The sequence below is a fragment of the Sulfitobacter noctilucae genome, from assembly GCF_000622365.1.
In the GTDB taxonomy this organism is placed as follows: domain Bacteria; phylum Pseudomonadota; class Alphaproteobacteria; order Rhodobacterales; family Rhodobacteraceae; genus Sulfitobacter; species Sulfitobacter noctilucae.
The window spans coordinates 25,625-38,008 of the sequence record NZ_JASC01000007.1 but is presented as its reverse complement, the minus strand read 5'-3'; the positions used below and the strand labels follow the sequence as shown (position 1 = coordinate 38,008).

General features: G+C 55.7%; 19 protein-coding genes. 9 read left to right on the top strand and 10 right to left on the bottom strand.

The features are described from left to right. Positions 1 to 527: 527 nt before the first annotated feature. The 5 genes from Z945_RS0105900 (at position 528) to Z945_RS0105875 (ending at position 2,934) form a co-directional block, all read left to right on the top strand. Positions 528 to 1,241 (top strand): AAA family ATPase, encoded by a 714-nt coding sequence (locus Z945_RS0105900; RefSeq protein WP_081780961.1) that lies wholly within the window; start codon positions 528 to 530, stop codon positions 1,239 to 1,241. Next, positions 1,241 to 1,897: a hypothetical protein gene (locus Z945_RS20460; protein WP_152541079.1), complete on the top strand. Its 657-nt coding sequence runs from the start codon at positions 1,241 to 1,243 to the stop codon at positions 1,895 to 1,897. The genes Z945_RS0105900 and Z945_RS20460 overlap by 1 nt, the downstream gene beginning before the upstream one ends. Positions 1,898 to 2,298: 401 nt before the next feature. Further along, complete coding sequence (locus Z945_RS20600) at positions 2,299 to 2,460, top strand: hypothetical protein (RefSeq protein WP_161634081.1); 162 nt, start codon at positions 2,299 to 2,301, stop codon at positions 2,458 to 2,460. Then, positions 2,453 to 2,671 (top strand): hypothetical protein, encoded by a 219-nt coding sequence (locus Z945_RS0105880; protein ID WP_025051183.1) that lies wholly within the window; start codon positions 2,453 to 2,455, stop codon positions 2,669 to 2,671. The genes Z945_RS20600 and Z945_RS0105880 overlap by 8 nt, the downstream gene beginning before the upstream one ends. Before the next feature lie 53 nt (positions 2,672 to 2,724). Next, positions 2,725 to 2,934 carry a hypothetical protein gene (locus tag Z945_RS0105875; protein WP_025051182.1) on the top strand — a complete coding sequence of 70 codons (210 nt, stop codon included), beginning with the start codon at positions 2,725 to 2,727 and terminating at the stop codon, positions 2,932 to 2,934. A 241-nt stretch (positions 2,935 to 3,175) separates the two neighbouring features. Here Z945_RS0105875 and Z945_RS0105865 read toward each other — a convergent pair whose 3' ends face one another. Then, complete coding sequence (locus Z945_RS0105865) at positions 3,176 to 4,075, bottom strand: ArdC family protein (RefSeq protein WP_025051180.1); 900 nt, start codon at positions 4,073 to 4,075, stop codon at positions 3,176 to 3,178. A 119-nt stretch (positions 4,076 to 4,194) separates the two neighbouring features. On the opposite strand from Z945_RS0105865, the gene Z945_RS20595 reads away from it, so the two are divergent. Continuing rightward, a complete protein-coding gene (locus tag Z945_RS20595) occupies positions 4,195 to 4,338 on the top strand; it encodes a hypothetical protein (protein ID WP_161634080.1) in 144 nt (47 codons plus the stop codon). A 480-nt stretch (positions 4,339 to 4,818) separates the two neighbouring features. On the opposite strand, the gene Z945_RS20015 is transcribed toward Z945_RS20595, so the two are convergent. From Z945_RS20015 to Z945_RS0105830, 6 genes are all read right to left on the bottom strand, one after another. Beyond that, positions 4,819 to 5,406, bottom strand: a complete 588-nt coding sequence (locus Z945_RS20015) for an N-6 DNA methylase (RefSeq protein WP_161634079.1) — start codon at positions 5,404 to 5,406, stop codon at positions 4,819 to 4,821. 161 nt (positions 5,407 to 5,567) lie between these two features. Beyond that, on the bottom strand, positions 5,568 to 6,164 hold the full coding sequence (locus Z945_RS0105855; protein ID WP_025051178.1) for a hypothetical protein: 597 nt from the start codon (positions 6,162 to 6,164) through the stop codon (positions 5,568 to 5,570). Positions 6,165 to 6,167: 3 nt separating this feature from the next. Continuing rightward, a complete protein-coding gene (locus tag Z945_RS0105850) occupies positions 6,168 to 6,575 on the bottom strand; it encodes a hypothetical protein (RefSeq protein ID WP_025051177.1) in 408 nt (135 codons plus the stop codon). Positions 6,576 to 7,345: 770 nt separating this feature from the next. Continuing rightward, positions 7,346 to 8,302: a hypothetical protein gene (locus Z945_RS0105840; protein WP_025051175.1), complete on the bottom strand. Its 957-nt coding sequence runs from the start codon at positions 8,300 to 8,302 to the stop codon at positions 7,346 to 7,348. Between the two features lie 74 nt (positions 8,303 to 8,376). Further along, the gene (locus Z945_RS20935) at positions 8,377 to 8,502 is read right to left on the bottom strand and encodes a hypothetical protein (RefSeq protein WP_277618914.1); all 126 of its coding nucleotides are present in this window, start codon (positions 8,500 to 8,502) and stop codon (positions 8,377 to 8,379) included. A gap of 153 nt (positions 8,503 to 8,655) precedes the next feature. Next, positions 8,656 to 8,976 carry a DUF736 domain-containing protein gene (locus Z945_RS0105830; RefSeq protein WP_025051173.1) on the bottom strand — a complete coding sequence of 107 codons (321 nt, stop codon included), beginning with the start codon at positions 8,974 to 8,976 and terminating at the stop codon, positions 8,656 to 8,658. Positions 8,977 to 9,590: 614 nt separating this feature from the next. On the opposite strand from Z945_RS0105830, the gene Z945_RS19420 reads away from it, so the two are divergent. Further along, positions 9,591 to 9,995 (top strand): thermonuclease family protein, encoded by a 405-nt coding sequence (locus tag Z945_RS19420; RefSeq protein WP_161634078.1) that lies wholly within the window; start codon positions 9,591 to 9,593, stop codon positions 9,993 to 9,995. Positions 9,996 to 10,097: 102 nt separating this feature from the next. Here the strand turns inward: Z945_RS19420 and Z945_RS0105820 are convergent, their stop codons facing one another. Beyond that, the gene (locus Z945_RS0105820) at positions 10,098 to 10,508 is read right to left on the bottom strand and encodes a MerR family transcriptional regulator (RefSeq protein WP_025051171.1); all 411 of its coding nucleotides are present in this window, start codon (positions 10,506 to 10,508) and stop codon (positions 10,098 to 10,100) included. Positions 10,509 to 10,789: 281 nt separating this feature from the next. Here Z945_RS0105820 and merF point away from each other — a divergent pair, with 281 nt between their 5' ends. Both merF and Z945_RS20825 read left to right on the top strand, forming a co-directional pair. Then, positions 10,790 to 11,143, top strand: a complete 354-nt coding sequence (merF, locus tag Z945_RS20830; protein ID WP_241434467.1) for a mercury resistance system transport protein MerF — start codon at positions 10,790 to 10,792, stop codon at positions 11,141 to 11,143. Next, positions 11,119 to 11,343 (top strand): GDCCVxC domain-containing (seleno)protein, encoded by a 225-nt coding sequence (locus Z945_RS20825; RefSeq protein ID WP_081780959.1) that lies wholly within the window; start codon positions 11,119 to 11,121, stop codon positions 11,341 to 11,343. Before merF ends, Z945_RS20825 begins: the two co-directional genes overlap by 25 nt. 186 nt (positions 11,344 to 11,529) lie before the next feature. Here the strand turns inward: Z945_RS20825 and Z945_RS0105810 are convergent, their stop codons facing one another. Both Z945_RS0105810 and Z945_RS19410 read right to left on the bottom strand, forming a co-directional pair. Further along, positions 11,530 to 11,757 (bottom strand): hypothetical protein, encoded by a 228-nt coding sequence (locus Z945_RS0105810; protein ID WP_025051170.1) that lies wholly within the window; start codon positions 11,755 to 11,757, stop codon positions 11,530 to 11,532. Beyond that, the gene (locus tag Z945_RS19410; RefSeq protein ID WP_025051169.1) at positions 11,750 to 12,382 is read right to left on the bottom strand and encodes a hypothetical protein; all 633 of its coding nucleotides are present in this window, start codon (positions 12,380 to 12,382) and stop codon (positions 11,750 to 11,752) included. The genes Z945_RS0105810 and Z945_RS19410 overlap by 8 nt, the downstream gene beginning before the upstream one ends. Positions 12,383 to 12,384: the final 2 nt, after the last annotated feature.

The window sequence follows — 12,384 nt, the reverse complement described above, 5'->3', positions numbered from 1 at the left end:
CTCTTAGAACCGAGGCCCGCGAACCGCATGCGAGTGACTTCGCGTACCTGCGGTAGTCTCGCGGGCTTGCCGAAATTTCCCCTTCAGAGGAGCCGCCACGTGTTTTGGCACCCCTACCCTAGCGCGACCTCCGTATGCGCCCCTATGGCCGCTCTCAGCGCCGCCATGACCCATTTACAGGCTTTTGGGTCGGCGCGACTGTCGATTGGTTGCCATTCCGACATCGCTTTTTGGTTTTCGCACGCGACACGCGACACGCGCCATACAACACGCGAACTTAGGGATGTAAGATTGCTCATCGTCGACCGCCCTCGTCACGCGACACGCGGCACGCAACAAGCGACACGCGTGGTGATGTTAGCAGCACGCGTCACGCAACACGCGTAGTGCTAAACGGACACGCGATAAGCTACACGCGACCAGCGATAATTGACACGCGACATGCGGTATGGAACAAGCAACACGCGAAAAAGACAAAAACCAACGCGACACGCGAAAAGCGATACGCAACACGCGAGAGAGCAGAAATGCAAAATGATGATATGAAAGTCGTCACTGTAATGACGCGAAAGGGTGGCGCTGGCAAAACAACACTTTTGCAGGCCATTGTGAGCGCCGCAGTTAAAGACAAACAACGCTGCCTTGTACTGGACGCCGATCCGCAACAAGCATTGTATCGGTGGTTCAACAGGCTCGAGATTGACGAACCATTGGTAAAGGTTCAACAACTTGAGTTTTCAAGCGACCTCGACAACGTCATTGAAGCCGCATGGAAGGCAGGGGACACAGACCTTGTCTTCGTAGACACACAAGGTGCTGCCGGAGCGTGGGCTGACGACCTTGCGGCAAGCAGTGATTATCTAGTTGTACCGATGAAGCTTGCCGAGAAGGACCTCTCGATTACAAAGGACACCTTCAACTGGTACGTCGGCCTCCGTGACCGCACAGACGATCCTGCGGCCCTCCCAAGTCTCCGGATCATATTCGCAGACGTACCGACGAAACCCACTATGGCCCAAGAGGGGATTGAAAAGGAGGCGCTTCGTCTATTCCCGATCATGGATAACTACTTCATGCATCGCAATCAGCACCTAGATGCAGATGCTCAGGGCTTTCTTCACGTCGTCGCCGAAAGGCGACGTGAATCCAAGTATGGCCTACTCAGAACTCATGCAAAATATTTTGACGAAGCAGTCGATGAAGCCCGCGACATTCTCAAAGAGATTCTGGGAGATAAATGATGGTACGTCGAACCAAACCAAAAATCACCGGCGACGATCCCAAGTATTCGCACACTTTCGAGCGCTACCGACCAGTCGAAACCGACATGCCCTCTGATGTCAAAATCCCAGACAAAAGTGCTCAAGCAATCGAGCCCAGTCGCCAAACGCAATCGCCCCCAACGACGCCACCAGTCAAGAAATCAAAAACACCCGATACCAAGCCGGAATCGAGGAAAGCGACAGCAACCCCAAACAAACCAAAAGCTTCAAAAGCACGATCAGAACCACAAGCCAAGACAGAAACTGCCCCACGGGGTGGTCGTCAAACGACACTCGATGCTGCTGTTCGAGTTGATCAAGGCGAAGCTATGAAGCCGTTGATTAAGAAAGGCCTGGAGCAGCGCGATATTGTGATGCTAGCGGGGCGCAAAGCGACAGAGCAATTCGTGCTTTCGCCCACTTTCATTCCAAAGCCGGAAGCTCACAGGCTTCCTATGCAAGACGGATACCATACGTCAAAGAGGCTCGATGGTACCATTCTAGACGCAATGCGTGAGGAACATGACCCTCTTCGTGTTCGCTCCGATCCGGCCATGGTTCGAGGACAGTTCGAAACCCTGTTTTGGGACAAGCTCGATGAAGTGATAGAAGAGCTAAGCAAGAAGTACCTCTAGTCGTTTTACAGATTACTACGGGCAATGAAATCCCGCGAAAAACGCGAGATTGAATAGAGCGGGGGACAACACGCCCTCCGCTCCGCTCTAGGCGCGTCGGCACGTTTCCAACTCTTGATCCGCCTGCCATCCGGCCCCGGCTCTCAACAGAGGTTGTGATGTCGCGTAAACGCGCCAGCCTCCGTGCAAAAAATCGGCTCCCCCACGCTTTGCGCGGTCCCCCCAATTTTCCGCCCTCTAGCCCCCTGTCTTCGATCCGTTTCCGGACGCAGGACGGGCTGCGCCCTCTCTGCTCTGCCCAGTCGAATGGCATGAGGCCATTCGGCTGGTCAGTTCAGCCGAGGCTTCGCCACTGGCGGAAGGGAGCGCAAAACCCAACCGCATCGCGAAAGGATTTGATCATGATGCGAAAACAGAAGATTGAAGGAAAAGCCGTCGCCCGCATTCTCGATGCCAAAACGCGCGATATCGTAGGATATCTTTATGAATGGAACACCGGGGCGCGAACACCGAAATGGAAAGATGATATCGTGCGGGAGGACGTGATTTACGATTATGACTGATATGTTCTCCATGCGCAGCGAGGATGACGCTGTAGATGTCGGCGTTGTCTACTCGCAATCACCCGAAACCCTCCGGATGTTTGGGGCGTCTTACATGCTGGATAAAGAGACCTCTGGCACGTTGAAGATCCTCGACCCGCAGGGCACTATATTGGCCACCTTTGATGTCTGGCAAAGTAAGTGGGTTCTCGCCGCTGAACTCGACGCGTGACCTTCCAGTTTCCCTGAAAAAATGCTAGGCTGGCTCCGAAAGGAAGTCAGCCTATGCGTTTCAAAAACCGCCTTGTTTCTATGCTCATCGCTGCCCTTGCCGCGACACCCGCCGTGGCATGGGAACATGATTTTACGCGCGGTCTTGATGTATATTCCACCACAGACAACGGGGCCACCATCCGCCTCGTCTGCGATCCCAACCGTGTCTATGGCGGGACCGAAAGCATGGTTCTGATCGTGTTGGGGGCAACTCCGATTTGACCACAATGGCCACGCTCGCCTTTCCCGACGGTCAGACGATCACCGCACCACTTGTCCATGGACGGCTGGCAAAGCGTGACCTGGCTGAAAACGTCTGGCATCCGATCCTTGAGGGCCTGCGCAACACTCAACGTGTTGAGTTAACCATAGGGGACACAACCCGGGCTATGAACCTGGGCGACGCGCCAGCCTTCACTTGCATCTGAAAAACAAACCTCCGCTGCAACGGTAGAGCAGGGGCCTAAGCGACCTCTGCAATCTCTCCAGCTTTCTCCATGAGATAATCCGCAGATCGCTGCGCCGCCGCTGCTGCTTTGACAATCGCACGCTTGTCATCGCGCAACACTTTCAACCACGACTGAACGTAAGCCGCGTTGTCCTCGATGTGGCCCGGCTGAAAACCAAGCTGCGCACCCATCATCGCCGACGATATCTCGGCAACAAGCTCTTCCAAGGCATAGACCGCATTCCCAAACTTGGATCCCGTCTTTTCTTTCGTCCGATCGCACCGGCGCTTGTGACCTGTCGCATGGGATAATTCGTGAAACAGCGTTGAATAGAACAACTCTGCCGCCTTGAACTTCGGCAGTTCGGGCATGTGAACCTTATCCAAAGACGGGACATAGCACGCCCGGTCCCCACCTTCCGCATAGCACACGCCCATATTCTCGATCATGTTTGCGGCAATGTGCGAAAGCTGCTCAATAGGCCGCGTTGCCAGCGGCTCGGCCTCGTCAGTTGTCGGGAATTGATCGTCCAGCCCGTCGATTTGCTGCACATTGAACACGCGATAGGCTTTCAGATACCCCCGCGTCTTGGCCTCCATCCCGCCTTCCGGTGCTTCGTCCTTCGCTTCGAACGTGCCATATTTGACCACAAGAGATGATTTCTCGCCCTTGCGCACCATTCCACCCAAGTCTTTTGCCTGCTTGAACGTCATCCAGACTGGATTGCGATAGCCTTGCGCCCATGCTTTGAGGTTCAACAGAACATGGTTGATCCCGCGATAGCTGTCTCCGGTGACCCGCAAGGGCAGGGCGGCGGCGTTCTTCTGCCACGGGCATTCCCACGGCTTCACACCTTGTTCCAGCGCCTCAATGATCTGATTTGTGACTTCCGTATAGACATCAAATTTCGGCATGACGGTTCTCCTTTGTGGTGTCGCTCGGGTCTGTCGCCCAATGGATCGGGGTTGATGTACAGCGCGAATGCGCCTGCTCCTGAAACCTCGAATGCGATGAAAGGAAGGATTAGGAGGAATTGAGCGAAATCGACGGACTGGCGCGGGCAGGAGGCGCAGCCGACAACACGGGTCTGTCTATTTCGCTTAAATCCGGCGGCATCCCTGCCGCCAACGTCTCGCAGTGGCGTTCGGCTTGTCCGAACCCCAAGGGACCAGGCTAGGCGTGATCGCAGATCGCATTGCCCTCTGGATCAACGCTATCTGTTCTGCTTATGTTCTCCATTATGGGAAGTAAATCGCCACACCGCTATGAAATCATGGATCGGGAGTTTCCCGTTCGTCTCAGCGTGCGTGCAGACCCCGCGACAAACGAGTTGACCCGGCAATGGCTGCAACGCCATGTCGGGACCGGCAACTATGCCAGCAAACCCCATACGCTGTGGTCAACGAACAAGGCACATTGCATCTATTTCCGCTCGCTGCTCACCGCGACCAGCTTCATCTTGGGATGTCCACATATCCAGCTTATTGGGGAACCGTATCGTGGTCCGTATAGGTAGGGAGGGGGCTATCTGCCCCCGCGCCCTTCGGGCGCTCCCCCGAGGATATTTTTGGCAAGATGAAATGCGAAATTCTGACTTCTAGAACAGGCTCAACTGTTCGCCCTTGATAGGCTGAGCAGTCTTCATGTCTTCCAATCGTTAGGCGCGGTCTTCGTGGGCTTTGTCTTCAGCTTCCTTGTCCGCCTGAGCCTTAGCTGCTGCTTCGCCTTTCTGTTTTGCAAAAGGGTCTCCGCTCTTGGCGAAGAACACAGGCGCAGCCGCCGTAAAGGCAACGCCGTAGGTTTCCAATGACAGAGAATTACCGTAAATGATCCGCCCTGCCAAACCCCGCGCAGCGCATTGGATATAGCACATGTGGAAGGTTGAGCGGGAAAGCTCGGTCGCCTCAACCCAAACCTGCGTTTCCAGATCGAACCCCTTCTGCTCAATCGTATCAGCAAGGGCCAACAGCATTCCGCCCGCGCCTGCTGCTGGTTCCTGAACCGTCACAAACCCGTTCTGTTCGATGATGTCTTCGACCCCCTGAAAGTTCATCTCGGCCATCAGGCGCGACACGGGATAGGGGGTGAAGAACTGCCCCATGCGCCCGTCCAGTGCGCCCTTTTCACCTGCGACCTCACCCAGAAAATCAACCCCTCCGTTGCCGATCTCTCCAAGAGCAAGGGCCATAAATTCCGGCATTGCGCGAACGTGGTCCTTGTCGCGGTAGCGACCCACAACCTTCATGTATTGTTCCTCAAGCTGGTCTTGCTGCTCCGGCCATGGGCTGGCCTTCTTCGCAAGAGCACAAAAGACCAGCTCGCAAAAGTCCCTGAGAACCTCATCGGCATGTTTGGAAGAACATATGCCCGAAAGGCCTTTGACAAACTTTTGGACGGCAGGGCGGCTCATGACTCCCACACGTCGCGGAAATGGCAAGTAACAGGCGCAAACGGGTAAGTGTCCTGCATGACGGCCAAGGTCTTTTCCATCTGGCCGTGTGACAGGTCGTCCATTTCGTGCAGCGTGTGAATGTCACCGTCGGGTGTCGGATCGGTCGTCACCATGACGTCATAGAAGGCCGGTGTTTCACCGTCCTGTGCCTGTCGCGAAACGTCCTTGTCATCGACCATTGCAAAGGCTTGGATTTCCATGCCCGTTGCTTCGTCCACTTCGATCAGACTGCAGCTTGAACTGCACTTTTCGCAGGTCTTTTCGTCATAGACTGAGTGCAGGACCCATGCGCCCGCTACCACGTCCCATTCGGCATAGGCGTCTGCCCGAACATCTGGTGATCCGCAGCCAGCACAAAGGAAGTGAATGCGGGATATCGGAGGCCGTTTGAGGCCCTGAACTTCAAAGCCTGTGCAAGCAACGCCGGTCGTTGAATCGGCGTCATAGAGACGCCCGATGTCTTCGGCGATCCGCTCCTTCTGCTGATCTGGGTTCAAGCTCTCTGGAACATCGAAATTGAGGGTGACGGTTGCTGTGATTGACTTGGCCATCTCTCAAGCCTCCGCTGGTTCAGCTGGGGCTTGGTCGCCGTCTATCTCCACGGGGGCAAATTCCTCGCCCCGCAACAACGCCTTGAGGTTTTCGACGTTGCCGCCATGATCAAACATCGCGTGAATCTGGTCGGCGTGTTCCTCGACACGCTCGCGCACAAGGCGTAACGCCTTCCGGCTATAGCGTTCCAATGGGGTGACAAGGACATACCCATCCCCGGGCTGGCCGGTCTTCCAAGACTTGATGCCTGACCCCGGCACCTGCTCGTAAAGGCCCGTTGAGAAATAGATGCCTTTGGGTTTCTGGTCATAGTTCCAGTAATTGACCCCGCCTTTGTCGTAGTAGACGCTCAATTCCCGAATATTGGTTTCTGTCAGGTGTTTTGTGTGAACAAGCGTTGGCATTGGCATTTTCGGCCTCTCCTATGTGGTGTCGCTTGGGGTCTTCGCCCCTTTGGTGCGGATTTCAGGCACCGCGCTCTTGCGCGGCTGTTCCTGCAAATCTGCTTGCGGCGAGCACGGAGGGGGGCGAGAAAACGTCCCGAAATCGGGAGGGGGATCGCCCAGCAACGCAGCCCGAAGGGACCGTTGTTGGGGACACCCGATTTGGGGACTTTTCCGAGGGGGGAGGCGGTGCCTCCACCCTGAACGTACCGCAGTGGCGTTCGGCTTGTCCGAACCCCAAGGGACCGGAGAGACCGGATCGAAGATCCGATGCCCCATGCAATTGAAACCCGTCAGGGCGGATCGCTGTGTTCTGCATGACCATGTGAACGCGACAGGACGTGGCTCGGAGAGACGCGGCCAGGCGCCCAAGTTCGCAGGGAAGGCAGGGCACAGTGTTCCGGGCGCAAGCCGGTCTGCCGGCTGGAGCCTGAATGCGCGGTGACCCGTCAGAAAGACGGGGCAGGGGCCCTAAAGCTGCTCCTGGCCTTTGATTTTCACCATCACACGGATTCCGTGCTGCACCGCCACCTCATCATTAGGCCAGATGCGCGCTGCTTCTCGTTGACACGCGCGTGCAAGATCGAAGTGGACGCATTGCGCCAGCTCATCGAGCATGTTCCCAAGCAGGTCATACCGCACAACGTGGTAAGGGTGATCGAAAACTCGGCGCATCCAACTTGCTATAGATGTTCTAAATCTGTTCTCACAAGAGAAGAGTGAAGGACCGCTCGAACCTAAACCTGTTTCTGAACGGTCAGCCACAAGGCTTCCATTGACCCGAACACATCGTCGATGATCTGAGCCAGGGCAGCGTTCAACGCGTTCATATCGGCGTCTTCTGGGCCTTCTGTTGCGTCAAAAACCGGAATGATACCGTCGGGGCCTACAAAAAATATAGTTGCTTCATTGTCACCGCGAAGCTGATCGGTGGTCTTTGCATATCCAGGGATTCTGAGCCGAATATGGGTATCCAACAACTCAAGTTCTGGTTCAGAAAGCTCAGGATGCGCCTCATGCAGCCAATCGGGCAGGTATGGGATGTCAATGAAGGGACCACCACTCGCCCACTCCAAATTTTGCTCGGTCATGCCTTTGGCGGTGAATTTCAGTGCCTTCAATTGTTCACGCAGAAAGGCATAAAAATCCAGATCAGCTCTGACGCATAGATCATCCTCGTCAACCATGGAAATACAGGACCAGTCGATGTCCTCTGCAAGAAGACGTGGTAACCACATGTTCGTAGAGTCTAAGTCCTCGGATGGCTCACAGATCGCCATCGTTAACCCGCCTTTGCTGTCGTCGCCTGACTGCGCGTGTGCCATGATCATTCCGAAAAAGGTCTCATAAAATCCCTTTGAGCTGGGCAACATGCCGCGTCGCATTTGTTCGGTTGTCGGCAAGCCGATGTAAGCAACATAGATGCTTTCGTTGTGCGCATGTTCTACGTAGTCCTGGGCGATCTCAGCAGCCAGCTTCATCAACAACGACAAGCGTTCAAATCCTCTCTCTAGCAGGACTTCCGGCATATTCATCTTACCGCTTTGCCATTTTTTGATTGTGTCACGGCGCACGGAAAAGAAGACCGCAGCGTCGGTTTGTGACAACCCCAGTGCCTGAATGAGGCAAGAAGCGGTTGTTGGGCCTTTGAACGGATATTCATTTGGGAGATCGAGAGACATATCATCAGACATAGGACGACCTTTCATTTAAGCTGAGCTTTGGATTTTCGACCAATGACGGTGGTTAAGACCACCGATGGATGCCCTTAGAGTAACGAAACGGCGCGACAAAACAAGCCGACAGAAGTGATGACTTCCGGGGTCTCGATGCGGCGTGTCTCTGTCAGGCGTCGCTTGGGCAGGCGGTGCCGTGGATCGGGTTTGTCCTTCATGCCGCGATCCTCGCATGTTTTGCGTGTTTGTCGCTGGAAAAAGCCGCCGCCCGGGAGGGAGGCAACGGAGTTTTCAGTAAATGGCATTCGGGTTTTGCACCCGCTGCTCTTTGTTTGGGGTCGGGGGCGGCCTGGGTCGCCCCTTGGCTGGCCTTAGCCAGCCAGTGGGACCAGGCGGTATTCGCCTTCGGGGTCTTCCTCGGTGCGCAGAGCGTTCACGCGGACCTGCTGGCCGTTCACCATGACCGAGAGGGAGAGGTAGTCGTTGCCCGCTTGGCTGGTCTGTTCCCAGGCCGATCCGATGCGGATGATACGGTTGCGCGGGGTGCGTGTGGTGATTTCGAAGTCCGGGTGCGTCTCCTTGGTTTTGTGTGGGTTCTTTGTGAGCGTGATGTCCACGTCGAAGGTCAGTGAAGCGATCCAGCCGGTGATTGCGTCGTCGTCAGTGCGTGTGATTTTTCCGTCGATTGCCATTGTTCATCTCCTTGGTTTCGATGGGGATAAACAAGAAGGGAGGGAATGAAGGATGCAGGTGGAAAAACGGAAGGTTCGCCCGCAGGGTGAAAGCCGAGCCGTAGGCGTTTTTTCTGCTTGCTGAAGCTCAAAGGGTCTCGTGATCGCAACCGTAGGTGCGGATCTTCGAAGACGAGCTGAAGGAACATTCTTCAGGCGCTCCATTCATCCCCATCAAAAGAGAAACCAAGGGGGTGAGCGATGGTGATCGGAAAATCACTCTGATGACATATTGCAATTGACAGGGATCGCCCGAACTATTTTCTCTTGTGGACATTACTTTCACGCGCCCACACAGCCAAGGATGAGTGCCCGGACAGATCAACTCATGTGACCGTAGATTGCGAAGCCGTTAAAAGGATCGGTGGGACAGACCTGCGAGGGGCATACTCCTTGGATCAAAGGTCAGAAACGGACATATTGGATGCGCGATAACTCTGTCACTGAAGACCGTTTAGGAGGTCCGCGATCCTGCCATGCTGAGACGGCCCAGAATGCGATCTAACCGGTTCCGACCATGGAAAAGGCATCGACCGCGAATGCTACGCGGGGTGTTGTTTCCTTGCTTACTGCTCGTGCTTCTTGGGCTGTGGTTTTATGATCCTGACACGCCCAAACAAGCGACGGCGCGGGTACAAACGACCACGGTACAAAGCGTCAATCCAAACCGCTTGACGGTGGTAGACGGTGACACGGTGCGCCTCGCTGGTGAAACCATCCGCCTCGTTGGCTTCGACACACCGGAAACCTACCGTGCGCAATGCGACGCAGAACGTGCGCGGGGAGACGCGGCGACAGAACGGCTTCGCGAATTGCTGGCCCGGGCATCATCGGCACGACTGGCCTATCTGCCGCGCCGCGACCAATACGGACGCGATCTGGCGCAGCTAATGCTAGATGGCCAGGACGTGGCCGATGTCATGGTGCGGGAAGGGCTGGCCCGAAGGTATAGCGGCGGACATCGCCAATCATGGTGCTAACAGGACAAGCCTACGCCTCGAACCGCTAACATTCAGTTTGGACAAGGTCCGCAAGGCGGAACAAAGTAACAGTTCGCGAATCCAAAACTACCGGCTGCCTTGCTAGCGTAGGTCGTCGCCAAAGCCATCCTTCATCAAGGCGTCCAACATGGGACAGGCCGCAGTGCCATCGTCGCAGTTCTTGGAAAGGCTCAAAAGCGCTTCTCGGAGGCGCACTAAGTTCTCAATCTTGGCGTTTATCTCAACCAAATGGTTCTCGGCCATGACTTTCACCTCACCACAGGATCGGTCACTATGCGTAGTGAGCGACAAAAAGGTCTGTATGATCGAGATCGGGAAGCCCAGATCGCGACACCGCCGCACGAACCTGAGTTTGGCAATTTCATCGGACGAGTAGAGCCGACGTCCACCTGCTGAGCGACCAGGCTTCGAAACAATCCCCTCACGCTCATAGTACCGGATCGTTTCGATGTTCACGCCGCTTTGTTCCGACGCCTTGCCGATTGTGAACATTTTGCTTGCTCCTGTAGTGGCTACAGGAACTAGAAAGGCATAATGGACATGAATGCAAATCAACATCCGGTGGCAAAATCCGGCGTTGCTGCTCGACTTGTGATGCCCTTCGCATCACTTTTGGCGCTGCTATCGGCGTCATGCTGTATTTTGCCTATCGGTCTCTCGATTCTGGGTCTCGGCGGTGCATCGCTCACCATGCTGGGGCCATTCATCGCGTACCGAGGGTTCATCCTTGTCGGTCTAGCGATTGCGCTTGTTTGGGCTTGGTATCAGGTGCTTTGCCGCAGGCCATGTGCAGCGCGTCGGCGGTCCGCAATTGTCTGGACCTCACTGGCAACCATCGCCTTTTTGATCGCGCTATCTTCGCCGCTCTGGGAGGCGTCAGCACAGAGTTTCATGTGGGATTTGTGGAGATCGACCCGATGAAGAACAAATTATTGGCGCTCGGAGTGGGTGGCACGATCTTGGCAATCCTCTGTTGCTTCACGCCGCTCTTGCCGATCGTACTGACCGCACTTGGCCTGACAGGCTTACTTGGTGCCGTTTACAACGATGCTGTTTTGCTGCCGGTTTTGGCGGGATTTCTTATACTGACGGGGTACGCGATATGGCGACAGAAGAAGCAAAAGTAGTCTTGGAGTCTATGCTCACTTGTCCATCTTGCGGGCACATCGAAACCGAGACGATGTCGACAGATGCGTGCCAGTGGTTCTATGAATGCAAGTCATGTCAGACCGTCTTGAAGCCACTTAAGGGGGATTGCTGCGTCTACTGTTCTTACGCAACAGTTCCGTGTCCACCAATCCAAGACGGCAAGTCCTGCTGCGCTTAGCGGACGTTCGACTGGCCACAGCACTCTGGTAGGTCAGGGCTGGGAGCCGCCCTTTCGGGGGTGTGTGGAGCGCTTGCAGCATCATAGCAAGCTTGAACCAAAAAAGGACCCCGCCGAAGCGGGGCCAAGTTGATCCTCACCACAAGGATACGAAACTGTCAGTCTGTGGGTGCATGGTCGATGAAGTCAGGCATAGTCGTAAATCACGTCCTCACGCTCGATATCGTCCTTCCACTTCGGTTCGATTTGCCCTGTGTTCCATTCATAGAGATGGCCAACGACGGCGCGTGTTTTGGCATCGAGAATGCGCGCGACGGCTTTTCCCTCGATCTTTCGAATTCCCTCCCGCGCACCGGCTTGGTCCTGGCGGCGAGCGTTTGGGACTGAATGTTTGCGGGATGTACGGTCAGGCATGAACGTCCTCCAATTCACCAAGCCGCAAGAACAGGTCGGACGCCAACACGCGGTCGGCCATGGCCCGGTTGCGGTCTTTGTTCTTTGATGCAGCTGCTTGCAGGTGGTGATAGGCCGCATGTCGTTCGGCCAGCGGGTAACTGTCAGGGTCTTCAGCGATGTCACGGGCCTTCAGGACGGTGACAAACAGGTCAGGTGTGGCAAACAGGTTGGCAATCCTCGCTCCGCCTGCATCTGTCTCGGAAAGCGGAAAAGGCGGGCGTCTCAGGTCGACCTTGCCAAGGCTGCAGCTGTGCAACACGCTCAAGAGGCGGCTTGGGTCGGCGGGGTATGGGGCGCAGTCCCAGACGCGCCGGATCGCAAGGCGTTCCTCGGCGGGCAGACAGTCAATCATTCGGCGGGCTTTGCGCCACTCTGCGGCGCGATCTGAACGCCACCGGATTTCCTGTGCGTCTGACAACTCGGCACGAAGTGACATTTCCTCGTCCCCGCTCGGCTGTTCCGCCGCGATCTGCTCGGCAAAGAGCGGCAGGGCATCGCGCTCCCGCCGCTGCTTGCGCCGGAGTGCCGCCCGTTTACGCGGTGTATCGGTAAACTCGAATGTGGGCGTCTTCTTGAACCGCATCT

Excerpts from the sequence above, each read along its gene's own strand:
- Z945_RS0105900 (WP_081780961.1), top strand. The coding sequence starts at position 528 with ATGCAAAATGATGATATGAAAGTCGTCACTGTAATGACGCGAAAGGGT.
- Z945_RS20460 (WP_152541079.1), top strand. The coding sequence starts at position 1,241 with ATGGTACGTCGAACCAAACCAAAAATCACCGGCGACGATCCCAAGTAT.
- Z945_RS20600 (WP_161634081.1), top strand. The coding sequence starts at position 2,299 with ATGATGCGAAAACAGAAGATTGAAGGAAAAGCCGTCGCCCGCATTCTC.
- Z945_RS0105880 (WP_025051183.1), top strand. The coding sequence starts at position 2,453 with ATGACTGATATGTTCTCCATGCGCAGCGAGGATGACGCTGTAGATGTC.
- Z945_RS0105875 (WP_025051182.1), top strand. The coding sequence starts at position 2,725 with ATGCGTTTCAAAAACCGCCTTGTTTCTATGCTCATCGCTGCCCTTGCC.
- Z945_RS0105865 (WP_025051180.1), bottom strand. The coding sequence starts at position 4,075 with ATGCCGAAATTTGATGTCTATACGGAAGTCACAAATCAGATCATTGAG.
- Z945_RS20015 (WP_161634079.1), bottom strand. The coding sequence starts at position 5,406 with ATGAAGGTTGTGGGTCGCTACCGCGACAAGGACCACGTTCGCGCAATG.
- Z945_RS0105855 (WP_025051178.1), bottom strand. The coding sequence starts at position 6,164 with ATGGCCAAGTCAATCACAGCAACCGTCACCCTCAATTTCGATGTTCCA.
- Z945_RS0105850 (WP_025051177.1), bottom strand. The coding sequence starts at position 6,575 with ATGCCAATGCCAACGCTTGTTCACACAAAACACCTGACAGAAACCAAT.
- Z945_RS0105840 (WP_025051175.1), bottom strand. The coding sequence starts at position 8,302 with ATGTCTGATGATATGTCTCTCGATCTCCCAAATGAATATCCGTTCAAA.
- Z945_RS20935 (WP_277618914.1), bottom strand. The coding sequence starts at position 8,502 with ATGAAGGACAAACCCGATCCACGGCACCGCCTGCCCAAGCGACGCCTG.
- Z945_RS0105830 (WP_025051173.1), bottom strand. The coding sequence starts at position 8,976 with ATGGCAATCGACGGAAAAATCACACGCACTGACGACGACGCAATCACC.
- Z945_RS0105820 (WP_025051171.1), bottom strand. The coding sequence starts at position 10,508 with ATGTTCACAATCGGCAAGGCGTCGGAACAAAGCGGCGTGAACATCGAA.
- Z945_RS20825 (WP_081780959.1), top strand. The coding sequence starts at position 11,119 with ATGGCGACAGAAGAAGCAAAAGTAGTCTTGGAGTCTATGCTCACTTGT.
- Z945_RS0105810 (WP_025051170.1), bottom strand. The coding sequence starts at position 11,757 with ATGCCTGACCGTACATCCCGCAAACATTCAGTCCCAAACGCTCGCCGC.
- Z945_RS19410 (WP_025051169.1), bottom strand. The coding sequence starts at position 12,382 with ATGCGGTTCAAGAAGACGCCCACATTCGAGTTTACCGATACACCGCGT.